We start from the raw sequence: 17,909 nt of genomic DNA, 5'->3' as shown, positions 1-17,909 counted from the left end.
ACGTCCGGCCGCGCGCATGCTGAGGCCATGATCAGCACTTCGGACGTCGAACAGGCCGCCACCCGGATCCGCGGCCGGGTCCGCCGGACGCCGGTCTTCGCGGACGACGGCGTGTGGTTCAAGCTGGAACAGTTGCAGCACACCGGGTCGTTCAAGGCCCGCGGCGCGTTCAACCGGATCATCGCCGCCGGTGCGTTGTCGGCGGCCGGGGTGGTCGCCGCGTCGGGCGGCAACGCCGGCCTCGCCGTGGCGTACGCCGCCCGCGAATTCGCTGTACCCGCACGGGTTTTCGTCCCCGCCACGGCGCCCGCGGTCAAGGTGGCGAAGCTGCACGCGCTCGGCGCGGCCGTCGAGCTCGCCGGCGACAAGTACCAGGACGCCTACGACGCCGCGGTGAAGCACGCGGCCGACAGCGGCGCCCTGTTCTGCCACGCCTACGACCAGCCCGAGATCTGCGCCGGCCAGGGCACGGTCGGCCTGGAACTGCTGGAGCAGGTGGACGCGCTCGACACGATCCTGGTCGCGGTCGGCGGCGGCGGCCTGCTGGCGGGCATCGCCGCGGCGGTCGAAGGCCGGGCGCGCGTCATCGGCGTCGAACCGCGCACGATCCCGACGCTGCACGCGGCGCTGGACGCGGGCGAGCCGGTGCGGGTCGAGGTGTCCGGCCTGGCCACCGACTCGCTCGGCGCGTCCCGGCTCGGGGACATCGCCTTCGCCGTGGCCACCCGCACGGGCGCGGGCTCGGTCCTGGTCGAGGACGCCGCGATCGCCGAAGCGCGGACGACGCTGTGGGACCGTTACCGCCTCGCCGTCGAACCGGGCGGGGCGACGGCGTTCGCCGCGGTGCTCAGCGGCGCCTACACGCCCGCACCGGGCGAGCGCGTCGCCGTCCTGCTCTGCGGGGCCAACACCGACCCCGCGACACTCACTTCCCCGTCAGCCGCGCCACCAGCGGCGCGAACTCCTCGATGAAGGCGCTGTTGACGCTGACGTAGGAGACGCCCAGTTCGTCGCGACGGCGTTCCAGCTCGCCCGCCATGTCCTCGACGCTGCCGCGCAGCATCGTCAGCGAGTCGTGCTCGATGAGCGTCTCGGCGTCGACACCGATGAACCCGCGGATCCACGGCGGGACGACCTCGCCGACGACGAAGATGTTCAAGGCCAGCTCGAGGTCCCGGCCGTCGGCCGCGGTCCGGATCTCCTCGACGTGCGACTTGAACTCGTCACGCGTGGTCAGCACGCCGCCGGCCAGGGTGACGATGTCGGCCTTCGCCCCGGCGAGCCGCCGTGCCTTGGGCCCGCCCGCGGCGAGCATCACCGGCGTGTGCGCGTCCCCGTCGAGCCGGCGGACGTGGTCGATCGTCTCGGAGATCGAGTCGAGCCGCTCCTGGCCGTTGCCGTAGGGCAGGCCCAGCTCCTCGGCCTGCTGCCGCATCGACGGCAGGCCGGTGCCGAGGCCCAGCTCGAACCGGCCGTCGGTCATGACCGTCAGGCTGTGCGCCTCCCACGCGGCCGCGCGGGCCGTGCGCAGCGGGCTGGCCAGCACGAACGAGCCGACGCGCAGGGTCGTGGTGACCGCGGCGGCCGTCGCGAGCGACGCCGTCGGGGTCGGGAGGTTCAGGTTGTCCGGCGAGAGCAGCGTCGAATAACCCAGCTCTTCGGCCCGGCGCGCGGTCTCCCGCCATTTCGCGCCGCCCTCCTGGGCCGCCGCGACCACACCGAACCGGAACGCCTTCTCGGACATCCAATCACCCCTGTTTCCGCTTCCGATCCAACCACCGTCGCGCCCCGTCGTGCCACCACGAAGTCCGTGAAGGCCCCCTTGAGGGACTCTGAGTCCCTCAAGGGGGCCTTCACGGACTTCGGGAGCGACCTCAGCCGCGCTGGTACTCCTCCCAGGTGACCTTCGGGACCGAGGGGCCGTCGTCGGCGCCGCGGCCGGCCAGGCCGTTCTTGCCCAGGTAGTAGTCGCCCGTCTGGTGCTGCGCACCCGACGAGAGGTCCGGGTCGGAGATCGCCATCGCGTGGATGTGGTAGGCGAAACCCTGGTCCGGCGTGCGGTACCAGGCCGCGAACCCGACGTTGCGCAACGCCTTCAGCAGCGTCGTCCGGGTCGCCGCCGACATGCCGGACACCGAGATGTCCATCGCGCCGCCGCCGTCGTGCGTCCCGGCCGATGCGTCGACGCCGCCCGGGTTGTAGGAACCCTGGGTCAGGCTCACGGTGAGGCCGGCGATCTTTTCGGCCGCCAGCAGCATCGCCTTGGTGCGGGTGTTGATCGTGACCCCGCGGTAGGCCACCCGGCTGCCCGCGGACACCGCGCTCGTCACGGTGTAGCGGCTGGTGCCCAGCTTCTCCAGCGACGTCTTGCCGGGCAGGCCCGACGCGTCGATCCCGGTGTACCCCAGCGACTTCTGGTACTGGGAGTACGCCGTGATCGTCGTCGTGCCGAAGTAGCCGTCGACGTACTTGCTGTCCAGCAGCCCCTTCGCCTGCAGCGCCTGCTCCACCAGCAGGACGCTGTCGTGCGCGCCCGGCGTCTGGGTGTCGTCGGCGCGGCGCGGGTCGATCTGGGCCGCCTTGAGCACGGCCTCCATGTTCGCCGTGGGCAGCGCGGTCGTGGCTGCCGGCGCGGCCTGGGCCGGCGCCGCCACAGCGAGCGTCGCGGCGGTGAGTGCCGTCAACACGGCGGCCTTCGTGAACATCCCTGTCCTCCATCGGTCGGATCCGGTTACGCCACCACGATCACCCGGCCGGATACAAGGGACGTACAAACGGGCTCCAATCACCCGTTCGTGCTCGTCCGACTGTGCTCCTCTGAAAGGCTCCTCTGAAAGCGACGCAAGCGCAGGCTGTTCGTCACCACGAAGACCGAGCTGACCGCCATGGCCGCCCCGGCGAGCATCGGGTTCAGCAGGCCCGCCGCGGCCAGCGGCAGCGCGGCCACGTTGTAGGCGAACGCCCAGAACAGGTTCCCCTTGATCGTGGCCAGCGTCCGCCGCGACAGCCGGATCGCGTCGACGGCGGCGCGCAGGTCCCCGCGCACGAGCGTCAGATCGGCCGCCTCGATCGCGACGTCGGTGCCGGTGCCCATGGCCAGACCCAGGTCGGCCTGGGCGAGCGCGGCCGCGTCGTTGACGCCGTCGCCGGCCATCGCCACCACGTGCCCCTCGGCCTGCAGGCGCCGGACGACGTCGGCCTTCTCCTGCGGCAGCACCTCGGCGATCACCCGCTCGATGCCGACCTCGGCGGCGACCGCGCGGGCCGTCGCGGCGTTGTCGCCGGTCAGCAGGATCGGCGTCAGGCCGAGGGCGCGCAGCCGCCGGACCGCCTCGGCCGAGGTCGGCTTGACGGTGTCCGCGACGACCAGCCGGCCGCGCACCTCGCCGTCCCAGGCGACGTGGATCGCGGCGGTCTCGGAGGACCCGGAGGGCTCGCCGCCGACGAACTCCGCCCGGCCGACGGCGACCCGGTGGCCCTCGACCACGCCCTCGACGCCCAGGCCCGGCGTGTTGCGGAAGCCCGAAACCGCGGGCAGCTCGCCGAATCGCCCGCGAGCGGCGTCCGCGATCGCGCGGGCCACGGGGTGCTCGGAGGCGGCCTCGACGGCCCCCGCGAGCCGCAGCACCTCGCCGTCGCCCTCGACCAGGGACATCCGGCCGGTGGTCACGGTGCCGGTCTTGTCGAGCACGACGGTATCGACGCGCCGGGTCGACTCCAGCACCTCCGGCCCCTTGATCAGGATCCCGAGCTGCGCGCCGCGGCCGGTGCCGACCAGCAGCGCCGTCGGCGTGGCCAGGCCCAGCGCGCACGGGCAGGCGATGATCAGCACGGCGACCGCGGCGGTGAACGCGGCCGACGGCGTCCCGCCCGCGCCGAGCCAGAAGGCGAGCGTCGCCACGGCCAGCGCGATGACGATCGGGACGAACACCGCCGAGACGCGGTCCGCGAGCCGCTGGACCTGGGCTTTCCCGGTCTGGGCCTGCTCGACGAGCCGCGCGGTCCGCGCCAGCTGCGTGTCGGCGCCGACCCTCGTGGCCCGGACGACGAGCCGGCCGCCGGCGTTGACCGTCGCGCCGGCCACGGCGTCCCCCGGCCCGACCTCGACCGGCACGCTCTCGCCGGTCAGCAGGCTCACGTCGATCGCGGACCCGCCGTCCTCGACGACGCCGTCGGTGGCCACCTTCTCCCCCGGCCGCACCACGAAGCGGTCGCCGACGGCCAGCTCGCCGACCGGGATGCGCTGCTCGTGGCCGTCGCGCAGGACGGCGACGTCCTTGGCGCCGAGGTCGAGCAGCGCCCGCAGGGCGGCACCGGCGCGGCGCTTGGAACGGGCCTCGAAGTAGCGCCCGGCCAGGATGAACGTCGTGACGCCTGCGGCGACCTCGAGGTAGATGGCGCCGTCACCGGACATCCGCTCGATGGTGAGCTCGAACGGGTGGCGCAGGCCGGGGGTGCCCGCGCTGCCGAACAGCAGCGCGTACAGCGACCAGCCGAACGCGGCGAGGGTGCCGAGCGAGATGAGCGTGTCCATCGTGGCGGCGCCGTGGCGGAGGTTGACGAACGCGGCGCGGTGGAACGGCCACGCGCCCCACACCAGCACCGGCGCGGCGAGGGTCAGCGAAATCCACTGCCAGTAGGTGAACTGCCACGCGGGCACCATCGCCAGCAGGACCACCGGCAGCGACAGCACGGCCGAGGTGACGAGGCGCTGCCGCAGCGTGCGGGTGCCGTCGTCCTCCTCGATCACGGGCGGCTCTTCCGCGGGCAGCGTCGCGCCGTAGCCCGCCGCTTCGACCTGCGCCACGAGGTCCGAGGGCTCGACGTCACCGGTGTAGGCGACCTTCGCCTTCTCGGTGGCGTAGTTGACGGTCGCCGTGACGCCGTCCAGCTTGTTGAGCTTGCGTTCGATCCGCATCGCACAGGACGCGCAGGTCATGCCGGTGATCGCGAGGTCGACGGTCATCGCGCCGCCTCCTTTCCGGTGGTGACGGTGAACGCGGCGGTGCGGACGACACCGCCGTGGCGGAAGTCCAGGAACAGCCGGTAGGTCCCGGCCGAGGGCACCTCGGCCGCGAACGCGAGCCCCGGCCCGGCCGGGTGGACGTGCAGGTACGCCAGGTCCCCGCCGCGGAGCGCGACGAGGTGGCCGGTCGCGCCGAGGTAGGGCTGCAGGTCGGTCACCTCACGGCCGTCCTTCGTCACGGTCGCCGTCAGCCGGGACGACTGCCCGGGGACGAGGTCGCCGTCGAGCCGGACGCGGTAGCCGCCGACGTCGGCGAAGCGCGACTCCGGGTGCCCGGCCGGCTGGAACATCCCCGGCGCGAAGAGGTCTACGCCGAGCGTCAGCGGCTTCGCACCCGAAGGCGTGAAATCGGCGAAGGCGCGGTAGCTGCCCGCGTCGGCGACCGTGAGCGGCACGGTCCACGTGCCGTCGGGGCCGAGATCGGGGTGCAGGTGCTGATAGCCGGCGGTGTCCCGGCGCACGACGATGAAGTGCAGCCGCTTCTCGTGCTCGACGTCGAACGCGGTCACGGGCGCGCCGCCGGGGCCGGTGATCCGGAACGTGAAGCGGGTGGGCGCGCCGGGGGTCAGCGTCACATCGGCGGGCGTCAGGGTGTAGCCGTCCTGGGACGACGCCAAGCCGCCGGGCAGGTCGACGACCGCTTCGCCGTGCGTCATCTCCTCGCCGCCGTGCGCCTCGGCCTGGCCCGGGAACGGCCCGACGGCGGCGCCGAGCGCCCAGGCGCCCCCGGCGACCAGGACGAGGGCCGCGCCGTAGGCGGAAAGCCTTGCCGCGGTGTTCACGGCAGCCGGTATCCGGCTTCTTCGACGGCGCCGCGCACGTCCTCGACGGCGAGCGCGGCGGCGCTGCTCACGGTCACGGCGCCGGTGGCCGGGTCGGCGGCGACGGCCGTGACGCCGTCGAGTGCGCGGATCCCCTCCTCGACCGACCGGGCGCAGTGGCCGCAGGTCATGCCGCTGACGGTGTAGGTGCTGTCGCTCATGCCCCAGATATACCCTAGGGGGGTAGGGTAAGCAACGCTGTGACGGCTTGTAAGGACCGACACAAAAATTCGCGCCGCCCCTGGTCCAGCCGTGTTTGACGGCGTCACGGAGAGTTCCCACGTGATGCCTATGGACTCTCCCGTGTTCTTTTCGTAACCTGTTCGAGATCTCGCGGCCCCGCGCCACCGACAGGTGGCTACGCGAGATCGCCGCCGATACCCCCCTGCCGGGTACCGGACCCCCACACCGCGTGGCTCACCTGTTGCGGGAGAGCGCGCATCGTGACGGGACAGCGCGGACGAGGCCCCCGACTCGCCGCCCCGGTCCCCCGACCGGCGGCCGAACAGCAAAGGAGACCCGCGCGACCGTGCATTCGCATCCCGTCAAGCGCGTGGTGTCAGGTGCCCTCGCGGCCGCCGCGGTGATCGCCATGATCACCGTGGCCGACCCCACGGCCACCGCCGCCCCCATCCCCGCCCTCCAGGCTCCGCCCACCGGGTCGGAGGCCCTGGCCAAGTACCGCGACCTCGCGGCCCAGGCCGAGAAGCTCAACGAAGACCTGCTCAAGGCCCAGGACGACCTGACCGCCAAGCAGGGTGAGCTCGACAAGGCCACCCACGACGTCGACGCGGCCAAGACCGCCGGCGTCGAGGCCGCCGACGCGAAGCAGAAGTACCAGTCCCAGGTGGACAAGTTCGCCAACGCGTCGTTCACCAGCGGCGTCCAGCTGAACAAGCTGTCCGCGCTGCTGGCCGGCACGTCCACGCAGGACTTCCTGGACCGCTCCTCGGCGCTCGAGGTCATCGCGACCGACAAGAACTCCGCGATGGACAACCTCAGCGGCGCGGCCGAGAAGGCCAAGACCGCCGAGAAGACGGCGACGGACGCCGCGAAGAAGGCGACCGACGCCCGCGACGCGGCGGCCAAGCTGACCTCGGACATCGAGGGCAAGAAGAAGAACCTGCAGACCCAGATCGACCAGATCGAGGCGCAGAGCAAGACCCTCAGCTCCGCCGACAAGGCCGCGCAGAAGGACACCGGCGGCAAGGCGCCCACCGTCAAGGCGGCGACCGGGGCCGCCCAGACCGCGGTCAACGCGGCGCTGAGCAAGCTCGGCAGCGCCTACGTCTGGGGCGCGACCGGCCCGAGCACGTTCGACTGCTCGGGACTGATGCAGTGGGCCTACAAGCAGGCCGGCATCTCCCTGCCGCGGAACTCGGCGGCACAGGCGGGCTTCGGCACGTCGGTGTCGCGCGATCAGCTGCAGCCGGGCGACCTGGTCGCCTACTACTCCCCCGTGTCCCACATCGGGATGTACATCGGCGACGGCAAGATGGTGCACGCCCCGACCAGCGGCGACGTCGTCAAGATCTCGCCGCTGATGAGCGAGTACGCGGGAGCGACCCGCCCGACGGCCTGACGGTTCCGGGAAATCCGTCCACAGTGGTGATCACGCCACCGTGGGCGGATTTCGCGTTTCCGGGCGGGGTTCGCGGGGAACCACCCGGGCGGCGGGGACGTGTACGGAAAGTGTCGGGGTCCTGGGTTACAGTCGGACCCGAGCGAACAGACGTTCGAATGGAGTGGTGATGACCGAACAGCCGGAACCCAACCCGGAGAAGGACCCGAGCGACTGGACCACCGGCGACGAGCCGATGACCGGGCCGCAGAAGTCCTACCTGCAGACGCTCGCCCAGGAGGCGGGGCAGGAGGTGCCGGACGACCTGACCAAGGCCGAGGCGTCCAAGCGGATCGACGAGCTGCAACAGACGACCGGGCGCGGCGCTTGAGGTTGGCCGGTGGCGGCTTTGCGGGCCGGTGGCGACCGAGAGGGCGGGCGCACGGTCTGAGCGGGTAGCGGCGATGTGAGGGCCGTGGTTGAGCGGGGCGCGCGGCCGCTGCACGGTCGCGGCAGGCGCTCCGACTGATCAGGAGCGCTGACTGTGCGCGGTTGTCGAACCGTCGCGGCAGTCGAGCAGGCGTGGCAGCTCGCCAGGCGTGGCAGCTCGCCAGGCGTGGCAGCTCGCCAGGCGTGGCAGCTCGCCAGGCGTGGCAGCTCGCCAGGCGCGGCAGCGAGGCGATTGCGGCGGCCGAGTAGGCACGGCAGCTCACCAGGCGCGACGGCGAAGCGGTCGCGACAGCCGGACAGGCGTGCACCTGACCAGGCGCGGCAGCGAAGCGGTTGCGGTGGGCCGGAGTGAGCGCGACAGCCGAGCAGGCACGGCCGCGAAGGGATTGCGACAGCCGAGCAGGCACGGCAGCTCACCAGGCACGGCAGCGAAGCGGTCGCGACAGCCGGGCAGACGCGAGGGCGAAGCGATCGCACCACACCGCACTGAACGCGGCAGTCGAGCCGCCGTACCGCGAAGCGGTCACACTGCACCGAACTGAACGCAGCAACTGAGCTGGCGTGGCCGCGAAGCGGTCGCACCGAACTGAACGCAGCAGCTGAGCCGGCGTGGCGGCGAAGCGGTCGCGGTGGGCCGAAGTGAGCGCGGCAGTCAAGCAGACGTGGCCATCTGAGCGAGCGGCGGCCAAACGAACGCCACGAATGAGTGAATGCTCATCGCTCGATCGGGCGCACAGCGGCTCAAGGCGTAGCGCCTGAGCGGACGGGCACCGGCATGAGCACAACGGCCGAGCAGGCACGGCGGCCGATGGGGCTCAGGCGGCCTGGGGCAGCGCGGCGGCGCCGGTCACCCGGAGCAGGAACTCGGCGTTCGAGCCCGTCTTGCGGAGCTGGTCGAGCAGCTGCTCGACCGCGTGCGGTCCTTGCAGTGCGCGGCGGACGTCGCGCATCGCGGCGAGTTCTTCCGGTGTCACCAGCAGTTCTTCGCGGCGGGTGCCCGACGCGGCCAGGTCGACCGCCGGGAAGACGCGGCGTTCCGCGGTGCGGCGGTCCAGCTTGAGCTCGGCGTTGCCGGTGCTCTTCAGCTCCTCGAAGAAGACCGTGTCGGCCAGCGAACCGGTTTCCACCAGCGCGGTCGCGATGATCGTGAGGGAGCCGCCACCCTCGACATTCCTTGCGGCGCCGAGGATGCGCTTCATCGGCTGCAGCGCGGCCGCGTCGACGCCGCCGGACAGGGTGCGGCCCGAAGGGCGGGCCGACAGGTTGTACGCGCGGCCGAGGCGGGTCAGGGAATCGAGCAGCAGAACGACGTCTTCGCCGCGCTCCACCAGGCGCTTGGCGCGCTCGACCGCGAGCTCCGCGATCGCGACGTGTTCGGCCGGCGGACGGTCGAAAGTGGACGCGATCACCTCCCCGCGCACGGTCCGGCGCAGCTCGGTGACCTCCTCCGGACGCTCGTCGGCGAGCAGCACCATGAGTTTGCACTCCGGGTGGTTGGTGGCGATGCCGTGCGCGATTTCGCTCAGCACCGTGGTTTTCCCGGCCTTCGGCGGCGAGACGACCAGGGCGCGCTGGCCCTTGCCGATCGGGGTGACGAGGTCGATGACGCGGGTCAGCACCCGCGCCGGGGTGGTTTCGAGCAGCAGGCGCTCGTCGGGGTGCACCGGGACGAGGTCGTCGAAGTCCGGGCGCCGCGCGGCCGGGTCGACGCCGTCGACGCCGATGATTTCCTCGGCGGTGCCGGTGATTTCGTCGCCCGTGCGCAGCTGGTGCTTGCGGACGAGCGAAAGGGGGATGGTGATGTCGCCGTCGGCGCGCCGGTAGCCGGCACGGACGAAGGCGGATTTTCCTTGTACATCAAGGATTCCGTGAAAAGGCATGGTGTTCTCCTGAATGCGGGAACGGCCGGCGCGCGAAAGCGGGGCCGAGAGCGATAGGAAAGAGGCCGATCGGCCTGGATCCGGGAGCTTCCTCCGGGCGGCCTGGAGGCCGACATCCATGAGGAGCACCTTCACTCTAGCCGGAGTTCCCCCGAAACACAATGCGTGAGAACCCGTGGCGGTGGGTAGGTCTCCGGAGAAGCCTGCCGCACCGTGCCCGACGGATGGGAGCACCTCGTGCACCGACACACCCCGGAACCTGACGTCGACACCGGCGAAACCGCCGACGACGGCCAACCCGGGACCACGTCCCCCGACCGCCTCCGCGCGGGGTCCGGGACCGTGGTCGGCTCGACCTTCGAAGAACTCGCGCCGGCGTTGCCCAACGACGTCGCCGACCTGCGCCGCAAGCTGATCCGCTGGCTGGCCGAACTCCCGCTGGACGCGGAGAGCACGCACGACATCACGCTGGCGACCTACGAGGCGCTGGCGAACGTCGCGGCCCACGCGTACCCGGACGGCCGCGGCTGGGCCCGCCTGCAGGCCACCAGGGCCGGTGACGCGATCACCGTGACGGTCACCGACACCGGCTGCGGCATCGCGGCGACCCGTCCCCGCACCGCGGGCCTGCGCACCTCGGGTGGCCGCGGCCTGGTGCTGATCGACAAGGTGACCGACCAGTCCGAGATCGACACCGGCGAGCAGGGCACGCGGGTGCGCATGACCTGGCGCCCCGCGGCCTTGCGGCACGCGGGAGCGGCCTGAGACGCGGACGGCCGGCGTCACGATCGGACGACGGAGCAGCCAAATCGTGGAAATGCGCACGCTGGGAGAACACCGCGGCCGAAGAAACGGCGGTAATCACCGAATCGATACGGTCAGTCACCTGAACATTGCTCACCGAAAGCACCGCGGTGAAATGCGTGACCAGGGCGGAAAGCCGAGAAGCGCGGTGAGCCGCATCGGGCCCACCGCGCTTCAGGGAACCTCAGGCCGCGCTGGCCAGCCGCACGAGGCGGTTGCGCGGGTACGAAACCAGTTCGCGCTCCTCATCCGTGGTGAAGATCTCGACGGAATCCTCCAGGATGTCCGCCGAAGTCACCTGTAGCTGCCACGCGGGCAGCCCCGGGGCGGGCTCGTGCCAGAACCACTGGCCCTTGGTGAGCTGGTCCGCCGGGACCGTCGCGTCGTCCGTGTTCATGCCATCAGGCTAACCGCCACCACCGACAGTTTTTGAACGGCCTCAACCATGGGTCGCTCCCACCGTGATCGTCAGCACGTCCGGGTCGCCGGCGAACACCGCGCCGCTGAAGTCCGGGCCCGGGCTGACGTCGTCGTACGGGAACGCGTAGCCCCGGTTGTCGGGCAGTTTCGAGTGGACGATGCGGGCGTAGTGGTTGGTCACGTCGCCCTGGTAGAACTTCGCCGGGTCCTCCGCCGTCGGCTGGTTCGCGTTGTCCAGCAACGTCGTGCGGTTCAGCGCCGCCGCCAGGCGCGGGATGATGCTCTTGCGCGCGTCGCTCGCGCCGGCCGCGATGGCGAACGGGCCGCTGTCGCAGCTCCAGACGTCGGCGGTGGCCGGCTTCGCGAAGGATTCGGCCCCGAACACCAGCTGGCCGCCGGTGACGCGGCCGGTGAACGTGCCCAGGCCCGGGTTCTGCGAGTCCACCACGAGGTCCGTGCCCTCGTACTTCTGCCAGACCTGGTCGATGTAGCCGTCGAGGTACCCGCCGAACCGGTCGGCGTGGTGGTGCGGCGACAGCGCGCGCAGGTTACCGCCGCCGCCGGTCTGCACCAGCCCCGGCCAGTTGCCGCCCAGCGCCGTCAGTTCCGACGAGATCGCGTCCAGCGACCCCGAAGGCAGGCCGTTGACGGTTTTCGTGCCCGAGCCGGACGTCGTGAGCGAGAGCCCCATCGGGATGCCGACGAAGTCGACGTAGCTGATGTTGGCGAACAGCTGCTCGTCGTTGAACGTGAACTCGCTGAACGACCAGTTCTTCCCGAAGTTGGGGTCGGCGGTGTTGAGGAAGCTCGGGTGCACCAGCGCCGGACCCGGGTCGAGGAAGAAGTCCAGCTTCGCGTCCGTGACGACGTAAATACGCGCGCCGCCCATCTTCGGCACGGCGACCTGGGCCCCGGAACCGACCGGGATGGCACAGTCCTCCGGCAACGGCGTGTGCGCGGCGCCGGGCGAGTCCGGGTAGTACGGCGAGCCGTCGGCGCGCAGCAGGACCAGCCGGCCGTCCGGGGTCGTGCCGGTCACGTAGGCGTACACGGTGCCGGAGCCGGAGTTGTTCACCAGCTTGAGACCGAAGGTCGCGGGCGTCGCCGCGGACGCGGTGCGGGCCGCCAGGGGCAGCACGGTGGCGGTGGCGAGCGTGGCCGCCGACAGGCTCAGGAACGAGCGGCGCGAGATCATGATTCCTCCACTTTGAGGATTACCAGAACACGCGGCGTGCTCCATAATGGAGACACCGGCCGCGCTCGCAGATTCGTTGTGGACGCCAACAAACTATGACCGCCGCCCACCGGGCCTGACAACCCCTCCAAGGTAGGTCTAGACCACCGTTCGCACCCGGCGCGCGATGCCCCGCACACGGAATTTTCAACCAATCCCGGCCGGTCACTGCCCCCGGGTACCGGGTCGCGGGTAATTCCGGGCAGGGGCCTTGACTTCCCCGCGAACGGTCGGTGACAGTGGACGGCCTCGCAGGTGGACGCACCCCCTTTCCGGCTTCATCACAGAGAAAGCGGACCCCATGCAGCCCAGCAAGCGTTTCCTGCGACTGACCGCCGCGATGGCAACGTTGTCACTGCCCTTCCTCGCCCCCGCGACGACGTCCGCCGCGGAAACCTGGACCACCGTGTTCCAGGACGACTTCGACGGCGCGGCCGGTACCGGCCTGAACACCCAGGACTGGCTCTACGACAAGGGAACCGGCTACCCGGGCGGCGCGGGCGCCTGGGGCACCGGCGAGCTCGAGACGGCCACGGACTCGACCGACAACGTCTACCACGACGGCGCGGGCCACCTCGCCATCAAGCCGTTGCGCGACGCCGCCGGAAACTGGACCTCCGGCCGGATCGAGACGCAGCGGACCGACTTCGCCGCCCCGGCCGGTGGGCAGCTGGAGATCAGCGCGTCGCTCAAGCAGCCGTCCCCGGCCGGCGGGCTCGGCTACTGGCCGGCGTTCTGGGCGATGGGCGGCGACGCGCGGCCGGTCGGCGCGACGAACTGGCCGAGCATCGGCGAGCTCGACATCATGGAGGACGTCAACGCGCTGAGCAAGCACTCCACCACCTTCCACTGTGGACAGTGGCAGGGTGAGTGCCACGACCCGGACGGCATCACCAGCGACCTGCAGGACTGCCCCGGCTGCCAGGACGGCTACCACTCCTACTCGGTCGTGGTGGACCGCCGCGACGCCGCCGCGGAAGAGCTCCGGTTCTACCTCGACGGCAACCAGACCTACTCGGTGAAGCAGAACCAGGTGTCCGACGCGACCTGGAAGACCGCGGTCGACCACGGGTTCTTCGTCATCTTCGACGTCGCGATCGGCGGTTCCTACCCGAACAAGGTCTGCGGCTGCACCTCCCCGGGTGCGGACATCACGCCGGGCGCCGAGATGAGCGTCGACTCGCTGTCGGTCAAGGTCAGCGATTCCTGAGCCGATAAGCTGGCGCCATGAGCGTCCGGCACACCGTCATCGACTCCCCCATCGGGCCACTGACCCTCGTCGGTGACGCGGCCGGCGCCCTGCTGGGCCTCTACTTCGACGGCCACCTGCGCACGCCCCGCATGACCGACCTCGGACCGCGCACCGAGACCGGCTTCGAGGTCGTGGAAGCACAGCTGGGCGAGTACTTCGCGGGCACGCGGCGCGAGTTCGACCTCGAGCTCGCGCCGCGTGGTTCCGCGTTCGAAAAGCAGGTCTGGGACCTGCTGACGAAGATCCCGTTCGGCGAGACCCGCACCTACGGGCAGCTGGCCGCCGCCCTGGGCGACCCGGGTGCCGCGCAGGCCGTCGGCAACGCCAACGGCTGGAACCCGATCAGCGTCATCGTGCCGTGCCACCGGGTGGTCGGCACGAGCGGGAGCCTGACCGGGTACGCCGGCGGTCTCGCCCGCAAGCGGTTCCTCCTGAGCCTGGAGGAGCCGCCCGCGGACGAGGTCGGCCGGTTGTTCTAGCCCGTCGTGCAGGTGACGCTCGGCGCCGTCAGGTTCCCGCCGTGCTCGACGGTGAACCCGATGACGTTGCCGCTGCCGTTGGGCTTCGCGGTCAGCACATAGCCCGTGCTGTCCCAGGTGCCGGTGTAGTTCCAGCTGCCGATGACCTTCTGCGGTGCGTGGAAGGTGATCGTGAGCACCCAGGTGTTCGAGCCCGTCACGCTCACCTGGCCGTTGAAGCCGACGTTCCACTCCGCCGTCTTGGTGTAGGTCCCGGTGCACCCGCCCGACGGCGGCGGGGTCGTGGTCGTCGGCGGCGGGGTCGTCGTGGTGGGCGGCGGCGTGGTCGTGGTGCCGCCGTTCAGCGCGTCGAGGACCGCGGTGTAGGCGGCCTTCTTGTTCCCGCTGCCGTCGAACAGCAGCGGGGTGGCCGACGCGCGCCAGGAGTCGGTGTCCCGGATGCCCCACACCGTCAGGCCGTTGCACCGGGCCACGGCGAGACAGGCGTTCGTGACCGTGCGGAAGTTGTCCGCCTGCGCGGTGCCCGACCCTTCGACGTCCAGCTCGGTGATCTGCACGTCCACGCCGAGGTTCGCGAAGTTCTGCAGCGTGGTCCGGTAGTTCGACGGCACCGGGCTGGCGCTGTTGAAGTGCGACTGGAAGCCGACGCAGTCGATCGGCACGCCGCGGCTCTTGAAGTCCTGCACCATGCGGTACACGGCCTGGGTCTTCGCCTGGCTCCAGTCGTCGGTGTTGTAGTCGTTGTAGCAGAGCTTCGCGCCGGAATCGGCCGCCCGGGCGGCGCGGAAGGCCGCCTCGATCCAGTCGTTGCCGGTGCGCTGCAGGTTGGAGTCGCGGCGGGCGCCGGAACCGCCGTCGGCGAACGCCTCGTTCACCACGTCCCACGAGTAGAGCTGACCGCGGTAGTGCGTCGCGACCTGCGTGACGTGGTTGAGCATCGCCGAGCGCAGCGACGAGCCCTCCATGCCCTGCATCCAGCCGGGCTGCTGCCCGTACCAGGCCAGCGTGTGCCCGCGGACCTGGGCGCCTTGACTGCGAGCCTGGGCCACGATCCGGTCGGCGTTGCCGTAGGAGAACTGGCCCTGGTTCGGCTCGGTCGCGTCGATCTTCATCTCGTTCTCGGGCGTGATCATGCTGAACTCACGGCTCAGGATGCCGGTGTAGCCGCTGTCCGAGAGCTTGCCCGCCGAGACGGCGGTGCCGAAGTACCGGCCGGTCCGGGCCGCGGCGCCCCCCAAGGTCGTCCCGGTGGGCGGGGCCGACGTGGTCGTCGTGGTCGGCGGCGGCGTGGTCGTGCCGCCGCTGTCCAGGCCGAGGAACGCGATCGCGTAGGCCACCATGCCGCTCTGCGGCAGCACGTGCCCGGCCCCCTGGACGCTGATCGCCTCGACCGGCGCCTGGACGCCGGTGCCGCCGTAGCGGGCGCGGGTCCAGCCGGACTGCGGCTGGTCGGTCGTCGACGCCGTCTGGCTCACCCCGGCGAGGTTGGTCCACTGCTTGACCTCTTCGCCGAAGTTCGGGTAGCGCAGGGTGTCGTCGGCGGTGCCGTGCCACAGCTGCATCCGGGGGAACGGGCCGCTGCGCCCGCCGCTCATCTGCCGGGCCTGATCGCCCCACTGCTGCGCGGTCTTCGTCAGCTGGCCGTTCGCGCACTGGGAGTTCCAGCTCGACCCGTCGGTGGTGCCGAAGCAGCCGGCGGGCACGCCCATGAACGCCGAACCGGCGGCGAACACGTCCGGGTACTCCGCCGCGAGCACGTTCGTCATCATCGCGCCCGAGGAGAACCCGGTGACGAAGACCCGGGCGGGATCGACGTTGTAGTGCTGCTTCGCGTAGTCGACCATCGACAGGATGCCGACCGGGTCGCTGCCGCCGCCGCGGGTCAGCGCCTGCGGCGAGGAGACGTCGAAGCAGGTCCCGCTGCGGGTGGCCTCCGGGAACACGATGACGTACCCGTACTGGTCGGCCGCCGTGACGTAGTCGCGGGCGTAGCCGTTGAAGACCGCCGAAGCCGAGCCGGTGCAGTAGTGCAGCGCGACCAGCAGCGCCGGCTTGGCCGCCACCCGGTCCGGGACGTAGGTGTACATGTTCAGGTTGCTGGGGTTGTTTCCGAAACCGGTCACGCGGGTCAGCGACGCCGCGGACGCGGGCTGCGCGACGAGCAGCACGACCGCGGCGACCACCGGCAGAACGGCGGCCAGGAGGACGGTGAGGAGTCTTCTCACTCGGGATTCCTTTCCGGGGGCGGGGCGCGCAGCGCTCTCGATCGTTCGTCGCCACCCGGGACCGGTCAACGACTATCGCCACGTTTCGGAACCTTTCGACTCCGCGCCGGAGCCGATCGGCCGAGGTGGCGCGGTTCTGGGAGGATCATCCGATGACCGCGCTGCTACTGGGCCCCCTCCTCCGGCACGTCGACGCCACGTCGGCGACGATCTGGGTCGAGACGGACGGGCCGTGCGAGGTCGGCGTCGGTGACGCCTCGGCCCGCACGTTCGAGGTCTCCGGCCACCACTACGCGCTGGTCGTGCTCACCGGCCTCGAACCGGCGAAGAGCACGCCGTACGAGGTGCGGCTCGACGGCGACGTCGTCTGGCCCGAGCCCGGCGGCGACCTGCCGCCCAGCCGGATCCGCACCCTCGCCCCCGGCGATCCCCGGTTCCGGCTGGTGTTCGGTTCCTGCCGCAAGCCGCGGGAGCAGGACGCCCTCGGGAAGGACGCGCTGGCCGCGTACGCCCGCCGGATGGCCTCGCTCGCCGAGGAGGAGTGGCCGGAGTCGCTGGTGCTGCTCGGCGACCAGGTCTACGCCGACGAAACCACCGACGACACGCAGAAGTGGCTCGCCGGCCGCCGCGACACCTCGCAGCCGCCGGGCACCGAGGTCGCCGACTTCGAGGAGTACTGCCACCTCTACTCCGAGGCCTGGTCCGACCCGGCCGTGCGCTGGCTGCTCTCGACGCTGCCGACGTCGATGATCTTCGACGACCACGACGTCCGCGACGACTGGAACACCTCGCAGGCCTGGCGGGCGGAGATGGCCGCCACGTCGTGGTGGTCGGAGCGGATCCGGGGCGCGCTGGTGTCGTACTGGATCTACCAGCACCTGGGCAACCTCGGTCCGGACGAGCTCGCCGGCGACAAGGTCTTCCAGCAGGTCTCCACGTCCGGGACGGACAACGCGGAGCTGCTGCGGACATTCGCCGACCACGCCGACCGGGAGGCCGACGGCGCCAAGGGCACGCGCTGGTCCTACCGGCGCGACTTCGGGCCGGTCCGGCTGCTCGTGATCGACTCGCGGGCCGGGCGCATCCTCGAAGGGGGCGTGCGCTCGATGATCGGTGAGGAGGAGTTCCGCTGGATCGAGGAACAGGCCGGCGGCGACGTCGACCACCTGCTGATCGGCACGTCGCTGCCGTGGCTGCTGCCCACCGCGCTGTCCTACGCGCAGTCGGTCAACGAACGCGCGTGCACCCGGCCGGGCGTGCGCGGCAAGGCCGCCGAGTGGTTCCGGCAGTTCGCCGACCTCGAGCACTGGCCGGCGTTCCGCGACTCGTTCGACCGGCTCGCGAAGCTCATCGCCCGGGTCGCCGACGACGGCGCGGCTTCGGTCAACGTGCTCTCCGGCGACGTCCACCACGCCTACGTCGCGCGGGCCCGGTACCCGCACGAGACGGCCGCGCCGGTGCACCAGCTCACCTGCTCGCCGATGCACAACACGGTGCCCTGGTACATGAACCGCGTGTTCCGGCTCGGCTGGTCCCGGCGGCTGACCGGGCTGACGGGGTGGCTCGCGCGCCGCTCCGGCGTCCGGCCCACGGACCTGACGTGGAGCTGCGTCTCGGGGCCGCACTTCGGCAACGCCGTGATGACGCTGGACGTCGACGGGCGCACCGCGTGGGCGACGATGCAGCGGTCGTCGGACGACGGGCTCGTCGAGGGGTCGTCGATCCGCCTCACCTGAGGGTGGGTGCGGCGCGGCCAG

Annotated in this window: 16 protein-coding genes; 7 read left to right on the top strand and 9 right to left on the bottom strand. The window is 71.3% G+C overall.

Going from position 1 to position 17,909, the window contains the following annotated elements:
* Positions 1 to 27 precede the first annotated feature (27 nt).
* Positions 28 to 972: a threonine/serine dehydratase gene (locus OG494_RS05705; protein WP_328452644.1), complete on the top strand. Its 945-nt coding sequence runs from the start codon at positions 28 to 30 to the stop codon at positions 970 to 972.
* On the opposite strand, the gene OG494_RS05700 is transcribed toward OG494_RS05705, so the two are convergent.
* From OG494_RS05700 to OG494_RS05680, 5 genes are all read right to left on the bottom strand, one after another.
* On the bottom strand, positions 926 to 1,744 hold the full coding sequence (locus OG494_RS05700) for an LLM class flavin-dependent oxidoreductase (protein WP_328452642.1): 819 nt from the start codon (positions 1,742 to 1,744) through the stop codon (positions 926 to 928). The two genes, OG494_RS05705 and OG494_RS05700, sit on opposite strands and share 47 nt — an antisense overlap.
* Before the next feature lie 130 nt (positions 1,745 to 1,874).
* Positions 1,875 to 2,705, bottom strand: coding sequence for a peptidoglycan-binding domain-containing protein (locus OG494_RS05695; protein ID WP_328452640.1), 831 nt, complete (start codon positions 2,703 to 2,705; stop codon positions 1,875 to 1,877).
* 80 nt (positions 2,706 to 2,785) lie between these two features.
* On the bottom strand, positions 2,786 to 4,966 hold the full coding sequence (locus OG494_RS05690) for a heavy metal translocating P-type ATPase (RefSeq protein WP_328452639.1): 2,181 nt from the start codon (positions 4,964 to 4,966) through the stop codon (positions 2,786 to 2,788).
* Positions 4,963 to 5,808, bottom strand: a complete 846-nt coding sequence (locus OG494_RS05685) for a hypothetical protein (protein WP_328452638.1) — start codon at positions 5,806 to 5,808, stop codon at positions 4,963 to 4,965. The genes OG494_RS05690 and OG494_RS05685 overlap by 4 nt, the downstream gene beginning before the upstream one ends.
* Complete coding sequence (locus OG494_RS05680) at positions 5,805 to 6,008, bottom strand: heavy-metal-associated domain-containing protein (RefSeq protein ID WP_328452636.1); 204 nt, start codon at positions 6,006 to 6,008, stop codon at positions 5,805 to 5,807. The genes OG494_RS05685 and OG494_RS05680 overlap by 4 nt, the downstream gene beginning before the upstream one ends.
* A 368-nt stretch (positions 6,009 to 6,376) precedes the next feature.
* Between OG494_RS05680 and OG494_RS05675 the strand changes: the two genes are divergently transcribed.
* Both OG494_RS05675 and OG494_RS05670 read left to right on the top strand, forming a co-directional pair.
* Positions 6,377 to 7,429, top strand: coding sequence for a C40 family peptidase (locus OG494_RS05675; protein ID WP_328452634.1), 1,053 nt, complete (start codon positions 6,377 to 6,379; stop codon positions 7,427 to 7,429).
* Between the two features lie 169 nt (positions 7,430 to 7,598).
* Entirely contained in the window at positions 7,599 to 7,799 is a 201-nt protein-coding gene (locus OG494_RS05670; RefSeq protein ID WP_328452632.1) for a DUF3072 domain-containing protein, read from the top strand.
* A gap of 874 nt (positions 7,800 to 8,673) precedes the next feature.
* On the opposite strand, the gene rho is transcribed toward OG494_RS05670, so the two are convergent.
* Complete coding sequence (gene rho / locus OG494_RS05665; protein ID WP_328452630.1) at positions 8,674 to 9,738, bottom strand: transcription termination factor Rho; 1,065 nt, start codon at positions 9,736 to 9,738, stop codon at positions 8,674 to 8,676.
* A 237-nt stretch (positions 9,739 to 9,975) separates the two neighbouring features.
* On the opposite strand from rho, the gene OG494_RS05660 reads away from it, so the two are divergent.
* Positions 9,976 to 10,503, top strand: a complete 528-nt coding sequence (locus tag OG494_RS05660; protein ID WP_328452628.1) for an ATP-binding protein — start codon at positions 9,976 to 9,978, stop codon at positions 10,501 to 10,503.
* Between the two features lie 223 nt (positions 10,504 to 10,726).
* Here OG494_RS05660 and OG494_RS05655 read toward each other — a convergent pair whose 3' ends face one another.
* Together OG494_RS05655 and OG494_RS05650 are read right to left on the bottom strand one after the other, a co-directional pair.
* Positions 10,727 to 10,939 carry a hypothetical protein gene (locus OG494_RS05655; protein WP_247053679.1) on the bottom strand — a complete coding sequence of 71 codons (213 nt, stop codon included), beginning with the start codon at positions 10,937 to 10,939 and terminating at the stop codon, positions 10,727 to 10,729.
* Between the two features lie 42 nt (positions 10,940 to 10,981).
* On the bottom strand, positions 10,982 to 12,157 hold the full coding sequence (locus OG494_RS05650; protein ID WP_328452623.1) for a glycoside hydrolase family 64 protein: 1,176 nt from the start codon (positions 12,155 to 12,157) through the stop codon (positions 10,982 to 10,984).
* Positions 12,158 to 12,497: 340 nt separating this feature from the next.
* Between OG494_RS05650 and OG494_RS05645 the strand changes: the two genes are divergently transcribed.
* Both OG494_RS05645 and OG494_RS05640 read left to right on the top strand, forming a co-directional pair.
* Complete coding sequence (locus OG494_RS05645) at positions 12,498 to 13,406, top strand: glycoside hydrolase family 16 protein (protein WP_328452621.1); 909 nt, start codon at positions 12,498 to 12,500, stop codon at positions 13,404 to 13,406.
* Positions 13,407 to 13,423: 17 nt separating this feature from the next.
* Positions 13,424 to 13,927: a methylated-DNA--[protein]-cysteine S-methyltransferase gene (locus OG494_RS05640; protein WP_328452619.1), complete on the top strand. Its 504-nt coding sequence runs from the start codon at positions 13,424 to 13,426 to the stop codon at positions 13,925 to 13,927.
* Here the strand turns inward: OG494_RS05640 and OG494_RS05635 are convergent.
* Positions 13,924 to 16,152, bottom strand: a complete 2,229-nt coding sequence (locus OG494_RS05635; RefSeq protein WP_328452616.1) for an extracellular catalytic domain type 1 short-chain-length polyhydroxyalkanoate depolymerase — start codon at positions 16,150 to 16,152, stop codon at positions 13,924 to 13,926. The two genes, OG494_RS05640 and OG494_RS05635, sit on opposite strands and share 4 nt — an antisense overlap.
* A 152-nt stretch (positions 16,153 to 16,304) precedes the next feature.
* Between OG494_RS05635 and OG494_RS05630 the strand changes: the two genes are divergently transcribed.
* Entirely contained in the window at positions 16,305 to 17,888 is a 1,584-nt protein-coding gene (locus OG494_RS05630) for an alkaline phosphatase D family protein (RefSeq protein WP_328452614.1), read from the top strand.
* Positions 17,889 to 17,909: the final 21 nt, after the last annotated feature.

Origin of the sequence: Amycolatopsis sp. NBC_00438 (assembly GCF_036026695.1) — a bacterium.
Classification (GTDB): Bacteria; Actinomycetota; Actinomycetes; order Mycobacteriales; family Pseudonocardiaceae; genus Amycolatopsis.
The sequence above is the reverse complement of the archived record's forward strand: the minus strand, read 5'-3'. Positions and strand labels throughout refer to the sequence as shown.